This is a genomic window from Streptomyces sp. NPDC001880, assembly GCF_053594575.1.
Map to the genome: position 1 here is coordinate 1 of NZ_JBSFET010000114.1, position 15,388 is coordinate 15,388.

Here is a 15,388-nt window from a genome sequence, read left to right on the forward strand (position 1 = left end):
CGCCCCGTCGGCTCGCACACCTATGGGGAGGCACCTGTGATCCGAGCACTCGGACTGCGCACCGGGACGAGACAGCCGATGGAGCCCGAGTCCCGAGCGCAGGACGTCCTGGCCGAACTCCAGCGATTACGGACCCGGATCCCGCTCCTGTCCGGCGCCCTGGTCGCCGGTACCGACGGACTCGTCCTGGCCCATGACACCCCGGACGTGGAGCCCGAGGAGGTCGCCGCGCTGACCGCGACGGCCTTCGGCGTCGCGGTCCGGATGACGGAGGCGACAGGCCGGGGCGACCTCGACGGACTTCTCGTACGGGGCGAGTCGGGCCACGTCGCCTTGTACGCCGCAGGCCCCTCGGCCGTTCTGACCCTGCTCGCCGACGACCGGATCGGCCTCGACGCCCTCCGTTCCGAGGGCTGCCGGGCGGCCACCCGCATCGGCGAACTGCTCGACCCCGCACCACACCACATCACCTGCCCGGCGCACCCGGCCCCCTCCTCCCAGCAGCGGCCCCCGCAGCCCGGCCCGCTGCCGCCCCACCCCTGACGACCGGAGGCCGACGGGCGGACTCAGCGCCTGCGCCGCGCCCCGCCGGGCGCGGCGTCACCCGCCATCGGACCGGTCGTCCGGTACCCCTTGGCCTGCTTGCCCGCGGGCCGTCCGCGCTCCACCCAGTCGGTCCGCACCCAGTACAGAGCATCGTCCCGGTGCTCGCGCCGCCCGATCCGGACGGCCTTGATCCAGAGCCCGACGCCCGCCCCGGCGAGCACCATCCCGCCGGCCGCGGGCAGCAGGAACGCGCTCGCCACCGCCACGAGGAACGCTCCGAGCAGCCACCACCGGTGGCCCCGCCGCCAGTTGCGTACGGTCACGGCACGGTCCTGGAGGAAGTCGGTCCGCCCGGCACGCGTGGCGCCCCCGGCCAGCTCCGCGTACCTGCGGCTCCGGACGAGCGCCACGACGGTCGCGGTGATCAGGAACAGCGCGGCCCCGGACAGCAGCCCGATCCGGCGCCCGGTGAGCCCCGGCACCAGCGCGCCGATCGCGGCGGCCACCAGCCCCAGCCACCACAGCGGTGCGGCTCCGGCCCGCACGACCACGGCCACTCTCGCCAACGACTGCGCTCCGCGCCCCACGTCCGTACCCCTCTCCGCAGCTCCTCGTGAGCCTTTCCGGCCCGGAGACTAGTGGCCGCAGATGAGCGGTGCCTGAGAATCGGCGAAGTGCGGGGGGCTGCGAGGCCGGGTACCCCCGGCCTCGCAGCCCCCCGCAGCACGGTCCCCGTCCGTCACTCCACGAACAGTCCCCGTGCCGCTGCCCTCGCGTCGAACTCCTCCAGCCGCGCCTGTGCGTCGGGCAGGTCGTCGCACATCGCCTCCAGCAGCACCCGGCCCAGCAGCATGGGCGCACACGCCGTGTCGAAGGCGAGCCCGGTGCCGACAGCGGCCGGGATCAGCAGGTCGCTGTACTTGGCGACGGGCGCGAACGCGGAGTCCGCCACCGACACCACGGCCAGCCCCTGCTCCTGCGCGTACGCGAGGGCGTCCACGACCTCCTTCGGGTGCCGGGGCAGCGCGAAGCAGATCAGCGCGGAGGCACCCGCGCGCCGCGCGGCGTCGATCCGGTCGCGCAGCATGCTGCCGCCCTCGTCGAGCACCCGGACATCGGGGTGGACCTTGGCCGCGAAGTACCCGAAGCCGCGCGCCTGCGAGGAGGCGGCCCGCAGCCCGAGCACCGGCAGCGGCCGCGAGGCCGCCAGCAGCCTGCCCGCCCGCTCGACCGGTCCCGGGTCGGCGAGCAGCTCGGCCAGATGCCGCAGGTTCTCGATCTCGCCGAGCACCGCCTGCTGGTACTCGTTGTGCGCGTCGTCCCCGCCCGCCGGCTCCGGCTCGGCCGGGGCGACCTCCCGCAGGTGCCTGCGGAGCGCCGGATAGCCGTCGAAGCCGAGCGCCACGGCGAAGCGGGTGACGGACGGCTGGCTGACCCCGGCGAGCTCGGCCAGCTCCACGCTCGACAGGAACGGGACGTCCCCCGCCTTGCGCACCATCGAGTGCGCGATGCGCCGCTGGGTCGGTGTGAGCCGGCGCCCCTCGAAGAGCTGCTGCAACCGCGCGGCCGGGCTGCTCCCGCTCATGCTGTCCCCTCGGTAGATCCGGCGCACCATGATCCGGCGCCGACAAATCCATTCAGCCAGCAAGGCGTCTGCATGTCCATATGCAGCCGGGCAGGCACGGCCGGGCCGACGGCCCCGGCCTGCTGGGACGTCCGCGGGCCCCGGGTCAGCAGACCCGGGCATGGACGTGTCGCGGGGACCGCCGCACCCCCGGTTGCCGGGGGGCGGGACGACGGCGGTCCCCGCGAGGGACACGGTCCGGGTCAGGGCCGGTCACCGCGTCCTGGCGACGATGGAGGTCCGGGAGCCGCTCCGTTGTCCGTGTCGCCGTATCGGGTGTCGGCGGGTCTCCCCTGCCGACACCCGTCAATCTGCCGGACTCGTGTTAAGCCGGTGCTGCGTAAACGTGTCGCGCTCGTACCGTTTTCACGAAGCCGTTTTCACGAAGCCGTTTCCGCGAAGCCCCGAACTGCGGCGCCGGGCGCTACGCCTTGCCGGTCGTCGCGTCCTTGGCGAGGAAGGCCAGCAGGTCCTGGCGGCTGACCACGCCCTTCGGCTTGCCCTCCACCAGCACGATCGCCGCGTCGGCGGCGTTCGTGCCGCCGAGCACCGCCATCAGGTCCTCGACCGGTTCGCCGGAGCCGACCTGCGGCAGCGGCGGCGACATGTGCTTCTCCAGCGGGTCGGAGAGCGAGGCGCGCTGGGCGAAGAGCGCGTTGAGCAGCTCCCGCTCCACCACCGAACCGATGACCTCGGCCGCCATCACGTCCGGGTGACCGGCGCCCGGCTTCACGATCGGCATCTGCGAGACGCCGTACTCGCGCAGGACATCGATCGCCTCGCCGACGGTCTCCTCCGGGTGCATGTGGACGAGCGTCGGGATCGGACCGGCCTTGTGGTCGAGCACATCGGCGACGCGCGCGGACGGGCCGGTGTCCTCCAGGAAGCCGTAGTCCGCCATCCACTCGTCGTTGAAGATCTTGCTCAGATAGCCGCGGCCACTGTCGGGCAGCAGGACGACGACCACGTCGTCCGGGCCCAGACGCTTGGCCACCTCCAGGGCGCCGACCACCGCCATGCCGCAGGAGCCACCGACCAGCAGGCCCTCCTCCTTGGCGAGACGACGGGTCATCTGGAAGGAGTCCTTGTCGGACACGGCGACGATCTCGTCCGTGACCGTACGGTCGTAGGCGCTCGGCCAGAAGTCCTCGCCGACGCCCTCGACGAGGTAGGGACGCCCGGAGCCGCCGGAGTAGACCGAGCCCTCCGGGTCGGCCCCGATCACCTTCACCGAGCCGCCGCTGACCTCCTTCAGATAGCGGCCGGTGCCGCTGATCGTGCCGCCGGTACCGACGCCCGCGACGAAGTGGGTGATCTTCCCGTCCGTCTGCTCCCACAGCTCGGGACCGGTGGTCTCGTAGTGGGAACGCGGGTTGTTGGGGTTGGAGTACTGGTCGGGCTTCCAGGCTCCCGGTGTCTCGCGGACCAGGCGGTCGGAGACGTTGTAGTACGAGTCGGGGTGCTCGGGGTCAACGGCCGTCGGGCAGACGACGACCTCGGCACCGTAGGCGCGCAGCACATTGATCTTGTCCGTGGACACCTTGTCCGGGCAGACGAAGATGCACTTGTACCCCTTCTGCTGGGCGACGATCGCCAGGCCGACGCCCGTGTTGCCACTCGTCGGCTCGACGATGGTGCCGCCGGGCTGCAGTTCGCCGCTCTGTTCTGCGGCCTCGATCATCCGCAGGGCGATGCGGTCCTTGACCGATCCGCCGGGGTTGAAGTACTCGACCTTGGCCAGGACCGTCGCCTGGATTCCGGCCGTCACACTGCGCAGCCTCACCAGCGGGGTATTGCCTACGAGACTGATCATCGAATCGTGGATTTGCACCGTGTACTCCGGGGTCTCCGAGATGGTGCGGCAAGGGTATGCGTACGGGCACGAGATTGGGTGAAGCGATTGAGCCACGGCCACTGCGGGGCAGTTAGCTGTATGTACGGCGGTACGGCAACGAGGAGGTGGACCGGACTGTGTCAAGAGCAAGGGTGGCACGGCGGATCGCAGCGGGCGCGGCCTACGGCGGAGGCAGCATCGGATTGCTCGGCGCTGCGGCGGTAGGCGTACTGCTGGCGGAGGTCCATCTGGCGAAACGGCAGGTGGGCGGCGGGATCGCACCCGTTCCGCCGAGTGCGGACGGGCGGTACGGGGTGGCGTTCGCCGGTCCCGCGGACCCGTTGCAGCTGGGGTTGCTGGGCGACTCGACTGCGGCCGGGCAAGGGGTGCACCGGGCCGGGCAGACCCCGGGGGCGCTGCTCGCCTCGGGGCTCGCGGCGGTCTCCGAGCGGCCGGTGGATCTGCGCAATGTGGCACAGCCGGGCGCCCGGTCGGACGATCTGGAGCGGCAGGTTTCGCTGCTGCTCGCCGACACCTCCCGTACGCCCGACGTCTGCGTGATCATGATCGGCGCGAACGATGTGACGCACCGGATGCCTGCCACCCAGTCGGTGCGCTGTCTGACCACCGCCGTGCGCAGGCTGCGTACGGCGGGCGCGGAGGTGGTGGTCGGCACCTGCCCGGACCTGGGCACGATCGAACCGGTCTACCAGCCGCTGCGCTGGCTGGCCCGGCGGGTGAGCCGGCAGCTGGCGGCGGCCCAGACGATCGGCTCGGTGGAGCAGGGCGGGCGCACGGTGTCGCTGGGCGATCTGCTCGGGCCGGAGTTCGAGGCGAATCCGCGGGAGCTGTTCGGGCCGGACAACTACCACCCGTCGGCGGAGGGGTACGCCACGGCGGCGATGGCGGTACTGCCCACGCTCTGCGCGGTGCTGGGGCTGTGGCCGGAGTCCGACCGTCTGGACGGGGCCCGGCGCGAGGACATGCTGCCAGTGGCCAAGGCGGCCTCCCAGGCGGCCAGGGAGGCCGGTACGGAGGTCACGGGGGCTCGGGCGCCCTGGGCGCTTCTCAAGCACCGCAGGCGGCGACGCCTGCCCGCGACCACCGAGCCCCACCCGCACCCGGAGCCGCACGAGGAGACCGGAGAGACGGAGGTGGCCAGGGAGACGGGAGAGACGGGCGTGGTCAGGGAGACGGGAGAGACGGGCGTGGTCAGGGAAATAGGAGAGACGCTAGAGACACGAGAGAGAGCAGAGACGGGAGAGACGGGGGAGTCGCACGGGGAGCCGCGCAATCTCCCGGCCAATTGATCGACCGAGCAGTCGGACTGAGCGGTCGCTTAGAAAAGAGGTCGGCGTCACATGCGCTGCCCGGTGACCCGGCGCCTACGTACAGGTAACTTCCAAGTCAGCACCTGCCAGAACCCGCCTTCCAGCCCTCATGGAGCCGCGTGATGCCCGAAGCCGTGATCGTCTCTGCAGCCCGTTCCCCCATCGGCCGGGCCTTCAAGGGTTCACTGAAGGACCTGCGCGCGGACGACCTGACCGCCACGATCATCCAGACCGCGCTGGCGAAGGTGCCCGAGCTGGACCCGAAGGACATCGACGACCTGATGCTCGGCTGCGGCCTCCCCGGCGGCGAGCAGGGCAACAACCTGGGCCGCATCATCGCCGTACAGATGGGGATGGACCACCTTCCCGGCTGTACGATCACCCGCTACTGCTCGTCCTCCCTGCAGACCAGCCGGATGGCGCTGCACGCCATCAAGGCCGGTGAGGGCGACGTCTTCATCTCGGCCGGTGTCGAGATGGTGTCCCGCTTCTCGAAGGGCAACTCCGACAGCTGGCCGGACACGCACAATCCGCTGTTCGCCGACGCCGAGGCCCGCACCGCGGCCCGCGCCGAGCAGGGCGGCGAGGACTGGCACGACCCGCGCGAGGACGGCCTGGTTCCGGACGCGTACATCGCGATGGGGCAGACCGCGGAGAACCTGGCCCGGCTCAAGGGCGTCACCCGCCAGGACATGGACGAGTTCGGCGTCCGCTCGCAGAACCTCGCCGAGGAAGCCCTCAAGAACGGCTTCTGGGAGCGCGAGATCACCCCGGTCACCACCCCCGACGGCACGGTCGTCACCAAGGACGACGGCCCGCGCGCGGGCGTCACCATGGAGGGCGTGCAGGGCCTGAAGCCGGTGTTCCGCCCCGACGGCCTGGTCACCGCGGGCAACTGCTGCCCGCTCAACGACGGCGCCGCCGCACTCGTGATCATGTCCGACACCAAGGCCCGCGAGCTGGGCCTGACCCCGCTGGCCCGGATCGTCTCCACCGGCGTTTCCGGCCTCTCCCCCGAGATCATGGGGTACGGACCTGTGGAGGCCAGCAAGCAGGCGCTGAAGCGGGCCGGGCTGACCATCGACGACATCGACCTGGCCGAGATCAACGAGGCCTTCGCCGCCCAGGTGATCCCCTCCTACCGCGACCTCGGCCTGCCGCTGGAGAAGGTCAACGTCAACGGCGGCGCGATCGCCGTCGGCCACCCCTTCGGCATGACGGGCGCCCGGATCACCGGGACGCTGATCAACAGCCTGCAGTTCCACGACAAGCAGTTCGGCCTGGAGACCATGTGCGTGGGCGGCGGCCAGGGCATGGCGATGGTCATCGAGCGGCTGAGCTGAGCTGCAGCGGAGGGTAGGGGTCGCCTGAGGAACGAAGGCGGCACCTGCCCGCAGCGGAAGCGAAGCGAACGCGACCACAAACCCGAGCGGCTGAGCTGAGCTGCAGCGGAGGGTAGGGGTCGCCCGAGGAACGAAGGCGGCACCTGCCCGCAGCGGAAGCGAAGCGAACGCGACCACAAACCCGAGCGGCTGAGCTGAGCACACCCCGTAAGGTGGCCGGTTCCGAGCCCCGACCGTGACCGAATCTCCCCCAGGATGTGACCTATCTCCTGGGGGAGAGTCATTTCCGCAGGTCACACCCACACCAGGGTTAAGCCCCAGGCCCAAAGACCTGTCCGATTCGTGACGTAATGCACTGACACAGGGCACAAGTAGGGGACAAGCTGATGTAGGAAGTCGGGGAATCAATTGAAACCGGGAGTATGTCAGTGAGCGCCATGTCTCTTGCCCTGTTGCTGACCACCGCCGCCGCCACGGCCGTGGGCGCTGCTGCTCTGCACGCTGCTCACGGGCTGCGCAAGCAGGTCACGGCCCTTCGTTCGGAGCTGGCCGAGGCCCGTGCGCACGGCGTCGCCGTGCCTGCGCAGAGCCGCGGCACCGTCACCCCCGTCGACGAGATACGCGCGGCCGTCGCCGAAGCGCTCGCCGAGGAGCGCGAGCGCGAACTCGCCGAGGCCCGTGCCTTCTGGGCCACCCAGGAGGCGCGTGATGCCGCCGATGCCCCGTCCTTGCTGGGCGGTCCGACCGGTACGGGCGAGGACGTCCCGTTCTACATGCCCCGCCAGGCCGACTTCGTGGGCCTGGACGCGATGGACCTCGACACCGAAGAAGCCCTCGACGAACTGGCGGAACTGGCCGACGTGACCGAGCTGCCCGGGACGGCGGAATTCGCCGAGGACTCCCCCGAGCTGGCCGCCGCCCGTCGCCGGCACCCCTCGCACCCCGACTTCGTGCCGGTGCAGACCCCGGTCGTCACCGACCACGAACGCACCGTGAACCGTCTCGAAGAGCTCGCCGACAGCCGTACGGAGCTCGCCGACGTGCGCCCCGGCCCGCTCGGCACGCTCGACGTCTATGTCTTCGCCGACGGCACCACACTCTGCATGACCCCCGGGCACCGCGAGACCGCCGAGCGTCTGGCCGGTTCGCTGCGTGACGGTGAGCACCCGGTGCTGCTGGGCGGCTCCGGTGTCTCCGGCGCGTACGCCCTGACCTTCTCCTGCGGCAAAGAGAACGTCTACATCCTCGCCGACCGCGTCATCGCCTCGTTCTGACACCGCGGCATCCGGGCACTGCGGCTCTCGCCGGCCGCCGCCCCGGGCCGCTCCCCCGCACCCTGCCGTCCGCCGCTACGCGAAGGCGCGCGCGGCCGCCTCGTTCACGAATTGCACGGCCTCGTCGAGCTCGTCCGACGGGGCCGTTTCCAGTGCCGTCGCCAGATCGCGCCCCGCCACGGCGAGCTGGTCGCCGATCGAGAAGATCCCGGCGTCCGGCATGACGTGCGGCTCCCGGCCCGGCGCCTCGATCCGCTGGGCGCGCAGCGCGAGTTCCCGCGCCGTGGCGAGCCCTTCGGCGGCGGCGCCGCGCTGCAGACGGCTCTGCGGGGCGGCGCGCAGCCGGTCGGCGAATCGGTCCACGGCGGTGATCAGCGGGGTCGTATCGAGCACTCCGCGACCCTACGCGCCCCGGCAGGACGGTTGCCAGCGGGCCCGACGCCCGGGGAAACGCGGAACGGCCCGCAGGCGGTGCCTGCGGGCCGTTCCCGTCGTGCGGGTGCGGGAGGATCAGTCGTCGCCGCTGAGGATGGAGACCAGACGCAGCATCTCCAGGTAGATCCACACCAGGGTCATGGTGAGGCCGAAGGCCGCCAGCCAGGACTCCTCGCGGGGGGCGCCGTAGGCGATGCCGTCCTCGACCTGCTTGAAGTCCAGGGCCAGGAAGCACGCACCGAGGACGACCCCGATGACGCCGAAGAGGATGCCGAGGCCGCCGCTGCGGAAGCCCAGGCCGTCACCGCCGCCGAAGACCGCGAACAGCAGGTTGACCACCATCAGGAGCATGAAGCCCATGGCGGCGGCCATCACGAAGCCGTAGAAGCGGCGGGTGACACGGATCCAGCGCATCTTGTACGCGATCAGCACACCGGCGAAGACACACATGGTGCCCATCACGGCCTGCATCACGACGCCCGGTCCGATGTACGTGCTGACCGCGCTGGAGATCACTCCGAGGAAGACACCCTCGAAGGCCGCATACGCGACGATCAGCGCCGGCACCGGCTTGCGCTTGAAGGACTGGACGAGCGACAGGACGAACGCCACCAGGGCGGCGCCGATCGCGATGCCGTACGACTTGCCGAGGTTCGCCTCGTCGACCGGCAGCATCGCCCAGGCGAAAAAGGCGCCGAGCACCACGGTGCCCAGGGTGATCGACGTGCGCGTGACGACGTCGTCGATCGTCATCGCGCCGGTGCGCGCGGGTGCCTGCGGGGCGCCGTACTGGGCGTCCGGCTGGGCGTAGGGGTTGGTGGCGTACGGGTTCGCGGCGGTGCCCTGCGCGTACGGGTTGGCGGCCGTTGCGGGGGCCCCGGCCTGCGGCGCCGCGTTGAAGCCCGCGGATCCGTTGTCGCGGCTGAAGCCCCGTCGCGAGAAGACCGGGTTGCTGCTCCTCATCTCACTCCTCCATGGCCACCCTGCGCGGCCTTCCCACAAGAGTAATGGGTAGGCAAAAGCTTCAGGCTAGTGCCTGGGGAGGATCTTTGCGGAAACTCTGTCCTCCGGAGTACTCAACTGTCGGCCACCCGGCCGTCCGGAAAACCGGCTCGCCCCATACCGTCCGGGCCCGTGGTCCAGTAACGTGCCGACCGACCGGTTTACGGCGCCACCGCGCCGGGAAGACGGGAGGGGCGGCCGAAGGCGTGGGAAATGCGCCGGGAGCGGCCCGCAGTCCGGCAGCAGGGCGGTCCGAGGGGCTCCGCCTGCTCGGCCGCCGAGTGAGAAGTGGTGCCTGGAACCGGACTCGAACCGGCACGCCCCCGAGGGGCAGCGAGGTTTAAGCTCGCCGTGTCTGCATTCCACCATCCAGGCCTGGCACGCGGCTCCGCGCTGGCACATGACCCTATCCGGGGACTTCCCCCGAACAGCGGATCATTGGCGCGATGTTGTCTTATTTTATTGACCGTTTGAGGGGTCGTCAGCACTCGCGAAAGGGCATCGCCACATGCCTGGGCGGGGTAGAGGCCACGGCGGCGGGTCATCCGGATTGACGTAAAGTCGCCGCACCCGGACGGCGCATTCCCCGGGCGCGCGACGGCGGCCGCCGCGGGTGCGCCATCGGGCCGGGCGCAGGGCCCCGAAGCACCGCACCGGACGGTGGCGCCCGAACCGGCGCCTCAGGGTCGGGTGTCATACCGAAGGAGGACACAGCAACCTCCCGGTGCGACTCAAGACTGTCCCGGGAACGGGCACGCGGACTGACGACGGGCGGCGGAACGGCGGTGACGATTGAAGGGTTCCGAACAAAATCCCGGACGAGCCCTCGGCCGGAGCCCCGAAACAGGAGATTCCCGTGACCACCACTTCCACCGCACCCAGCGTCACCACGGTGGCCGCCCGCGCCACGGATCTGTCGAAGGTCTACGGAGAGGGCGAGACCAGGGTGACCGCCCTGGACCGGGTCACCGTGGACTTCCCCCGGGGCGAGTTCACCGCGATCATGGGCCCGTCCGGCTCCGGCAAGTCCACGCTGATGCACTGCGTGGCCGGCCTCGACAGCTTCAGCAGCGGTTCGGTGCGGATCGGCGACACGGAGCTGGGCTCGCTCAAGGACAAGCAGCTCACCCAGCTCCGCCGGGACAAGATCGGCTTCATCTTCCAGGCGTTCAACCTGCTCCCGACGCTGACGGCGCAGGAGAACATCACGCTCCCCATGGACATCGCGGGCCGCAAGCCCGACGCCGCATGGATGCGCCAGGTCATCGACATGGTGGGCCTCTCCGACCGGCTGAGCCACCGGCCGACCGAGCTCTCCGGCGGCCAGCAGCAGCGCGTCGCGGTGGCCCGTGCCCTGGCCTCGCAGCCGGAGATCATCTTCGGTGACGAGCCGACCGGGAACCTGGACTCCCGCTCCGGCGCCGAGGTCCTCGGCTTCCTGCGCAACTCGGTGCGCGAGCTGGGCCAGACCGTGGTGATGGTGACCCACGACCCGGCGGCCGCCTCCTACGCGGACCGGGTGATCTTCCTCGCGGACGGCCGGATCGTGGACCAGATGCTGCACCCGACCGCGGACGGCGTCCTCGACCGGATGAAGGCGTTCGACGCCAAGGGCCGCACCAGCTGAAGCCCGCCCTTCCCCGCGCCCTTTCCGGAACCCCTCCCCATCCCAGGACTGACAGACATGTTCCGTACCGCCCTGCGCAATGTGCTCGCGCACAAGGCCAGGCTGCTGATGACCGTCCTCGCCGTGATGCTCGGCGTGGCCTTCGTCTCCGGCACGCTGGTCTTCACCGACACCCTCGGCAACGCCCTGCGCAACCAGTCGGCGAAGAGCTACGACGACGTCGCCGTCGCCGTCACCACCTACGCCGACCAGCGTGACGAGAAGACGCCCGGCATCACCGACGCCACCCTGAAGAAGATCCAGGGCCTGGACGGCGTCGACACCGCCACCGGCCGGGTCTCCGGCTTCGCCGGGGTAGCCGATCCCGACGGCAAGCTGATCGGCAACGGCTGGTCGAACACCGGCGGGAACTACTCCCCCGGCAAGAACGGCAAGGACTCCGCGTACACCTTCGTCGACGGTACGGGCCCGGTCGCGGCCGACCGGATCGCGCTCGACAAGGAGACCGCGAAGCGGGGCGAGTACCAGGTCGGTGACCGGGTCCGGGTCGCCACCAACGGGCCGGTGAAGGAGTACACCCTCTCCGGAATCTTCACCACCGAGGACGGCGCGGTCAACGCGGGCGGCAGCCTGGTCCTCTTCGACACCGAGGTCGCCCAGAAGCTCTACCTCAGGCCCGGTGTGTTCCGGGACGCCAACGTGTCCGCCGCGCCCGGTGTCTCCGCCGAGAAGCTGCTGGCCGATGTGAAGCCGCTGCTGCCCAAGGACGCCGAGGCCAAGACCGGCCAGGCGCTCGCGGACGAGCAGGCCAAGCAGATCGAGTCCGGTCTGAACGGTCTCAGCACGATGCTGCTCGCCTTCGCCGGCATCGCCCTGTTCGTCGGTGTCTTCCTGATCGCCAACACCTTCACCATGCTGGTGGCCCAGCGCACCAAGGAACTGGCCCTGCTGCGCGCCGTCGGCGCCTCCCGCCGCCAGGTCAAGCGCTCGGTGCTCATCGAAGCGGCCGTCGTCGGCCTGATCGCCTCGGTCATCGGCTTCGCCATCGGTCTCGGCCTCGCCGTCGCGCTGCGCTCCGCGATGAGCCTGCTCGGCGGGAAGATCCCTGCCGGACCGCTGATCGTCTCGCCCACCGCGGTCGTCGCCGCGTTCGCCGTCGGCGTCCTGATCACCCTGCTGGCCGCCTGGCTGCCCGCCCGCCGGGCCGCCAAGATCCCGCCGGTCGCGGCGATGAGCAGCGTGCACGCGACGGCCACCGTCAAGTCCCTGGTGCTGCGCAACTCGATCGGCGCGGTGCTCACCCTGCTGGGCGCGGCGGGCATCGTGGCGGGCGCGTCCCGGGGCGGATCGTCCGGCCGGACCGTCATCGCCGCGGGTGCCTTCCTCGCGCTGGTCGGTGTCATCGTGCTGATCCCGCTGCTGTCGCGGCCGGTGATCGCACTGGTCCGCCCGCTGCTGAAGCGGCTGTTCGGGGTCTCCGGCAAGCTGGCCGCGCAGAACGCGGTCCGCAACCCGCGCCGTACCGGCGCCACCGCCTCCGCGCTGGCGATCGGCCTCACCCTGGTCACCGGCATCTCGGTCCTCGGCGTCACTCTCGGCCAGGCGGTCGACCGGATGACCACGGACAACATCAAGGCCGACTACATGGTGACGATGGCGAGCGGCGACCCGCTCGACGAGTCGGCGCTCACCGCCCTGGAGAAGGCCGACGGAGTCACGGCGGTCTCGCCGCAGCAGGCCACCGCGCTGCAGGTCAAGGGCGAGTACCACGCCGCGTCCGCCGTCACCCCCGGCGAGGTGCAGAAGATCTTCGCGATCACGCCCCTCTCCGGTTCGCTCGACGCGCTCGGCAAGGGCGAGATCGCCGTCGCCGAGAAGACGGCGAAGTCCAACGGCTGGAAGACCGGCGACACCCTCCGCGTGAAGTTCGAGGACGACAAGAACGGCGAGCTGAAGGTCGGAGCGGTCTTCGAGGACAACGAGTTCCTCTCGCCCGTCCTGCTCCCGAAGAACATCGCCGATCAGCACGGAAGCCTGGCGAACATCCGGGAGGTCTGGCTGAAGACGGACGGCGGCGCGACCGAGGCCAACGAACGGGCCCTGGTGGACGCGCTGGGCGACAACCCGGCGATGAGCATCATGGACCGTCAGGACATCCGTGACATGTTCGGCGGCTCGGTCAACCTCGCGATGAACATCATGTACGGGCTGCTGGCGATGGCTCTGGTCATCGCGGTGCTCGGGGTCGTCAACACCCTGGCGATGTCGGTCTTCGAGCGCCAGCAGGAGATCGGCATGCTGCGGGCGATCGGCCTGGACCGGCGCAGGGTGAAGCGCATGATCCGGCTGGAGGCCGTGGTCATCTCGCTCTTCGGCGCGGTGGTCGGTGTCGCGCTCGGCATGTTCCTCGGCTGGGCGATCGGGCAGACCCTGTCGTTGGACATCCCGAACTACGCACTGGTCATCCCGTGGGACCGGATCGCGGTCTTCCTGGTGCTGGCGGGGGCCGTGGGTGTGCTGGCCGCGCTCTGGCCGGCCCGCAGCGCCGCGAAGCTGAACATGCTCACGGCGATCAAGACCGAGTAGTACCGGGCGGGGGCCCGGGGGCCCGGGGGCCCGGGGGCCCGGGGGCCCGGGGGCCCGCCGGACACGCCCGAGGGCCGGTACGCGCAGCGATGGAGCTGCGCGTACCGGCCCTCGGTGCGTCTTCGGTGTCAGCCGGTCGCGGACGCCGTCCAGTCGCGGGCCCGCAGCGGCATGCGGGAGACCCCGCCTTCCGCCGGACGCACCACGAGGATCTGGTTGACGCCGATCTTGTTGTGCTCGAAGGAGAGCGCCGAGGCGGCCATGTAGAGCCGCCAGACCCTGGCCCGTCCGGCCGAGGTCATCCGGACCGCGCGGTCCCACTGCTTCTCCAGGTTGGCGACCCAGCGGCGCAGGGTCAGCGCGTAGTGCTCGCGGATCGACTCGACGTCGCGGGCCTCGAAGCCGGCCTCTTCGAGGATGGCCACGGTCCGGCCCACCGGGGCCAGTTCACCGTCCGGGAAGACGTAGGCGTCGATGAAGTCGTCCACGTGGTACGCGGCCTCGTCCTTCTCGGGGCGGCGGGCGATCTGGTGGTTGAGCAGCCGGCCGCCGGGCTTGAGGAGTGCGTAGAGGTCGTCGGCGTATTCGCGGAAGCGGACCGCGCCGACGTGTTCCGCCATCCCGATGGACGAGATGGCGTCGTACGGGCCGTCCCTGACGTCCCGGTAGTCCTGGACCCGGATCTCGATCCGGTCGGTCAGGCCCTCCTGTGCGATGCGCTTCCTGGCGAAGGCGGCCTGCTCGACGGAGAGGGTGACTCCGGTGACCCGGGCGCCGTACTCGCGGGCGGCGTGGATGGCCATGGAGCCCCAGCCGCAGCCGACGTCGAGGAGACGGTCGCCCTTCTTCAGCGCGAGCTTGCGGCAGACCAGGTCGAGCTTGTCGCGCTGGGCGTCCTCAAGGCTTCCGCCGTCCTCCCAGTAAGCGCAGGAGTAGACCATGGACGGGCCGAGGACCAGTTCGTAGAAGTCGTTGCCCACGTCGTAGTGGTGGCTGATGGCCTCCTTGTCACGACGTCTGGTGTGGAGGCTGCCGGTGCGGCGGCGTACCTCCTCGGGCGGCGCGGGGGGCGGGGGCCAGGGGCCGGCCAGTCGCAGCAGGCCCTTGGCGAAGGCCCGTGCCTTGGGGTCGCGGACCGGGTGGACGGCATCCTCGGTATCGGATCCGCGCTCCCAGATCAGCGCGGCCATCAGATCCAGGGCCTCGTAGAGATCGCCCTCGATGTCGAGCTCGCCCGCCACCCAGGCGCGGGCCAGGCCCAGTTCGCCCGGCTTCCAGAGCAGCCGGCGCAGCGCCCGGCGGTTCCGGATCACAAGTACGGGGGCACCGGGCGGTCCGGATTCGCTGCCGTCCCAGGCCCGGATACGGACCGGCAGCTTTTCTCCCAGCAACTCCTCGGCGAGAGCGGTCAGCCGCAACGCGGCGTCTGCCATGGCGCACACCTCCGTGATGGTGTTCCCAATGTGCCCAAACATGGTCGAACTTGCCTGCAACCACGCCGGGCACCCGTGCGCCGCGACGAGGTACGTACCCGTCAACAGTCTGCGCAGTGCCCGCCATCCCGCTACAGCGCAATGGAAGGGCAAAATAGTTGTACGCCACACGCATATGCCGCCGCAGCGGCCCGCAGCACCCCGCACCGTGCCCCGTCGCGCGGCCCGGATACGCCTAGGGCGTGTCCGGCGGATCAGGGTCGGACAGGGCGCGGCGTCCGGTGCGGTGCATCGCAAGGCGCCGGAGCGTCTTGATAGCGGAGCTGTTCGGACGTTTCGGCAACGCCGCGAGG

At 70.7% G+C, this 15,388-nt stretch carries 12 protein-coding genes and 1 tRNA gene; 6 read left to right on the forward strand and 7 right to left on the reverse strand.

Annotated elements, in window-relative coordinates:
• The first annotated feature begins 78 nt into the window (after window positions 1–78).
• A complete protein-coding gene (locus tag ACWCQ6_RS32175) occupies window positions 79–543 on the forward strand; it encodes a roadblock/LC7 domain-containing protein (RefSeq protein ID WP_451095268.1) in 465 nt (154 codons plus the stop codon).
• A gap of 23 nt (window positions 544–566) precedes the next feature.
• Here ACWCQ6_RS32175 and ACWCQ6_RS32180 read toward each other — a convergent pair whose 3' ends face one another.
• The 3 genes from ACWCQ6_RS32180 to ACWCQ6_RS32190 form a co-directional block, all read right to left on the reverse strand.
• Window positions 567–1,103, reverse strand: a complete 537-nt coding sequence (locus ACWCQ6_RS32180; protein ID WP_451095270.1) for a hypothetical protein — start codon at window positions 1,101–1,103, stop codon at window positions 567–569.
• Between the two features lie 182 nt (window positions 1,104–1,285).
• On the reverse strand, window positions 1,286–2,131 hold the full coding sequence (locus tag ACWCQ6_RS32185) for a MurR/RpiR family transcriptional regulator (protein ID WP_451095248.1): 846 nt from the start codon (window positions 2,129–2,131) through the stop codon (window positions 1,286–1,288).
• Window positions 2,132–2,594: 463 nt separating this feature from the next.
• The gene (locus ACWCQ6_RS32190; protein WP_451095250.1) at window positions 2,595–4,001 is read right to left on the reverse strand and encodes a cystathionine beta-synthase; all 1,407 of its coding nucleotides are present in this window, start codon (window positions 3,999–4,001) and stop codon (window positions 2,595–2,597) included.
• A 155-nt stretch (window positions 4,002–4,156) separates the two neighbouring features.
• Between ACWCQ6_RS32190 and ACWCQ6_RS32195 the strand changes: the two genes are divergently transcribed.
• The 3 genes from ACWCQ6_RS32195 (at window position 4,157) to ACWCQ6_RS32205 (ending at window position 7,952) form a co-directional block, all read left to right on the forward strand.
• The gene (locus tag ACWCQ6_RS32195) at window positions 4,157–5,314 is read left to right on the forward strand and encodes an SGNH/GDSL hydrolase family protein (protein ID WP_451095252.1); all 1,158 of its coding nucleotides are present in this window, start codon (window positions 4,157–4,159) and stop codon (window positions 5,312–5,314) included.
• Window positions 5,315–5,457: 143 nt separating this feature from the next.
• Window positions 5,458–6,678, forward strand: a complete 1,221-nt coding sequence (locus ACWCQ6_RS32200; protein ID WP_451095254.1) for an acetyl-CoA C-acetyltransferase — start codon at window positions 5,458–5,460, stop codon at window positions 6,676–6,678.
• A 422-nt stretch (window positions 6,679–7,100) separates the two neighbouring features.
• The gene (locus ACWCQ6_RS32205) at window positions 7,101–7,952 is read left to right on the forward strand and encodes a hypothetical protein (RefSeq protein WP_451095256.1); all 852 of its coding nucleotides are present in this window, start codon (window positions 7,101–7,103) and stop codon (window positions 7,950–7,952) included.
• A 75-nt stretch (window positions 7,953–8,027) separates the two neighbouring features.
• Here the strand turns inward: ACWCQ6_RS32205 and ACWCQ6_RS32210 are convergent, their stop codons facing one another.
• The 3 genes from ACWCQ6_RS32210 to ACWCQ6_RS32220 form a co-directional block, all read right to left on the reverse strand.
• The gene (locus ACWCQ6_RS32210; protein WP_451095258.1) at window positions 8,028–8,345 is read right to left on the reverse strand and encodes a hypothetical protein; all 318 of its coding nucleotides are present in this window, start codon (window positions 8,343–8,345) and stop codon (window positions 8,028–8,030) included.
• 117 nt (window positions 8,346–8,462) lie between these two features.
• Window positions 8,463–9,350 carry a Bax inhibitor-1/YccA family membrane protein gene (locus tag ACWCQ6_RS32215; protein WP_451095260.1) on the reverse strand — a complete coding sequence of 296 codons (888 nt, stop codon included), beginning with the start codon at window positions 9,348–9,350 and terminating at the stop codon, window positions 8,463–8,465.
• 328 nt (window positions 9,351–9,678) lie between these two features.
• Window positions 9,679–9,764: transfer RNA gene (locus ACWCQ6_RS32220), tRNA-Leu, on the reverse strand.
• Between the two features lie 481 nt (window positions 9,765–10,245).
• Between ACWCQ6_RS32220 and ACWCQ6_RS32225 the strand changes: the two genes are divergently transcribed.
• Window positions 10,246–11,016, forward strand: coding sequence for an ABC transporter ATP-binding protein (locus tag ACWCQ6_RS32225; RefSeq protein ID WP_451095262.1), 771 nt, complete (start codon window positions 10,246–10,248; stop codon window positions 11,014–11,016).
• Window positions 11,017–11,073: 57 nt separating this feature from the next.
• Complete coding sequence (locus ACWCQ6_RS32230) at window positions 11,074–13,602, forward strand: ABC transporter permease (RefSeq protein WP_451095264.1); 2,529 nt, start codon at window positions 11,074–11,076, stop codon at window positions 13,600–13,602.
• A 128-nt stretch (window positions 13,603–13,730) separates the two neighbouring features.
• Here ACWCQ6_RS32230 and ACWCQ6_RS32235 read toward each other — a convergent pair whose 3' ends face one another.
• Complete coding sequence (locus tag ACWCQ6_RS32235) at window positions 13,731–15,035, reverse strand: class I SAM-dependent methyltransferase (protein WP_451095266.1); 1,305 nt, start codon at window positions 15,033–15,035, stop codon at window positions 13,731–13,733.
• Window positions 15,036–15,388: the final 353 nt, after the last annotated feature.

Bases quoted from the DNA above. Each gene is read 5' to 3' on its own strand.
- ACWCQ6_RS32175 (WP_451095268.1), top strand. From the start codon at position 79: ATGGAGCCCGAGTCCCGAGCGCAGGACGTCCTGGCCGAACTCCAGCGA.
- ACWCQ6_RS32185 (WP_451095248.1), bottom strand. From the start codon at position 2,131: ATGAGCGGGAGCAGCCCGGCCGCGCGGTTGCAGCAGCTCTTCGAGGGG.
- ACWCQ6_RS32200 (WP_451095254.1), top strand. From the start codon at position 5,458: ATGCCCGAAGCCGTGATCGTCTCTGCAGCCCGTTCCCCCATCGGCCGG.
- ACWCQ6_RS32205 (WP_451095256.1), top strand. From the start codon at position 7,101: ATGTCAGTGAGCGCCATGTCTCTTGCCCTGTTGCTGACCACCGCCGCC.
- ACWCQ6_RS32215 (WP_451095260.1), bottom strand. From the start codon at position 9,350: ATGAGGAGCAGCAACCCGGTCTTCTCGCGACGGGGCTTCAGCCGCGAC.
- ACWCQ6_RS32230 (WP_451095264.1), top strand. From the start codon at position 11,074: ATGTTCCGTACCGCCCTGCGCAATGTGCTCGCGCACAAGGCCAGGCTG.
- ACWCQ6_RS32235 (WP_451095266.1), bottom strand. From the start codon at position 15,035: ATGGCAGACGCCGCGTTGCGGCTGACCGCTCTCGCCGAGGAGTTGCTG.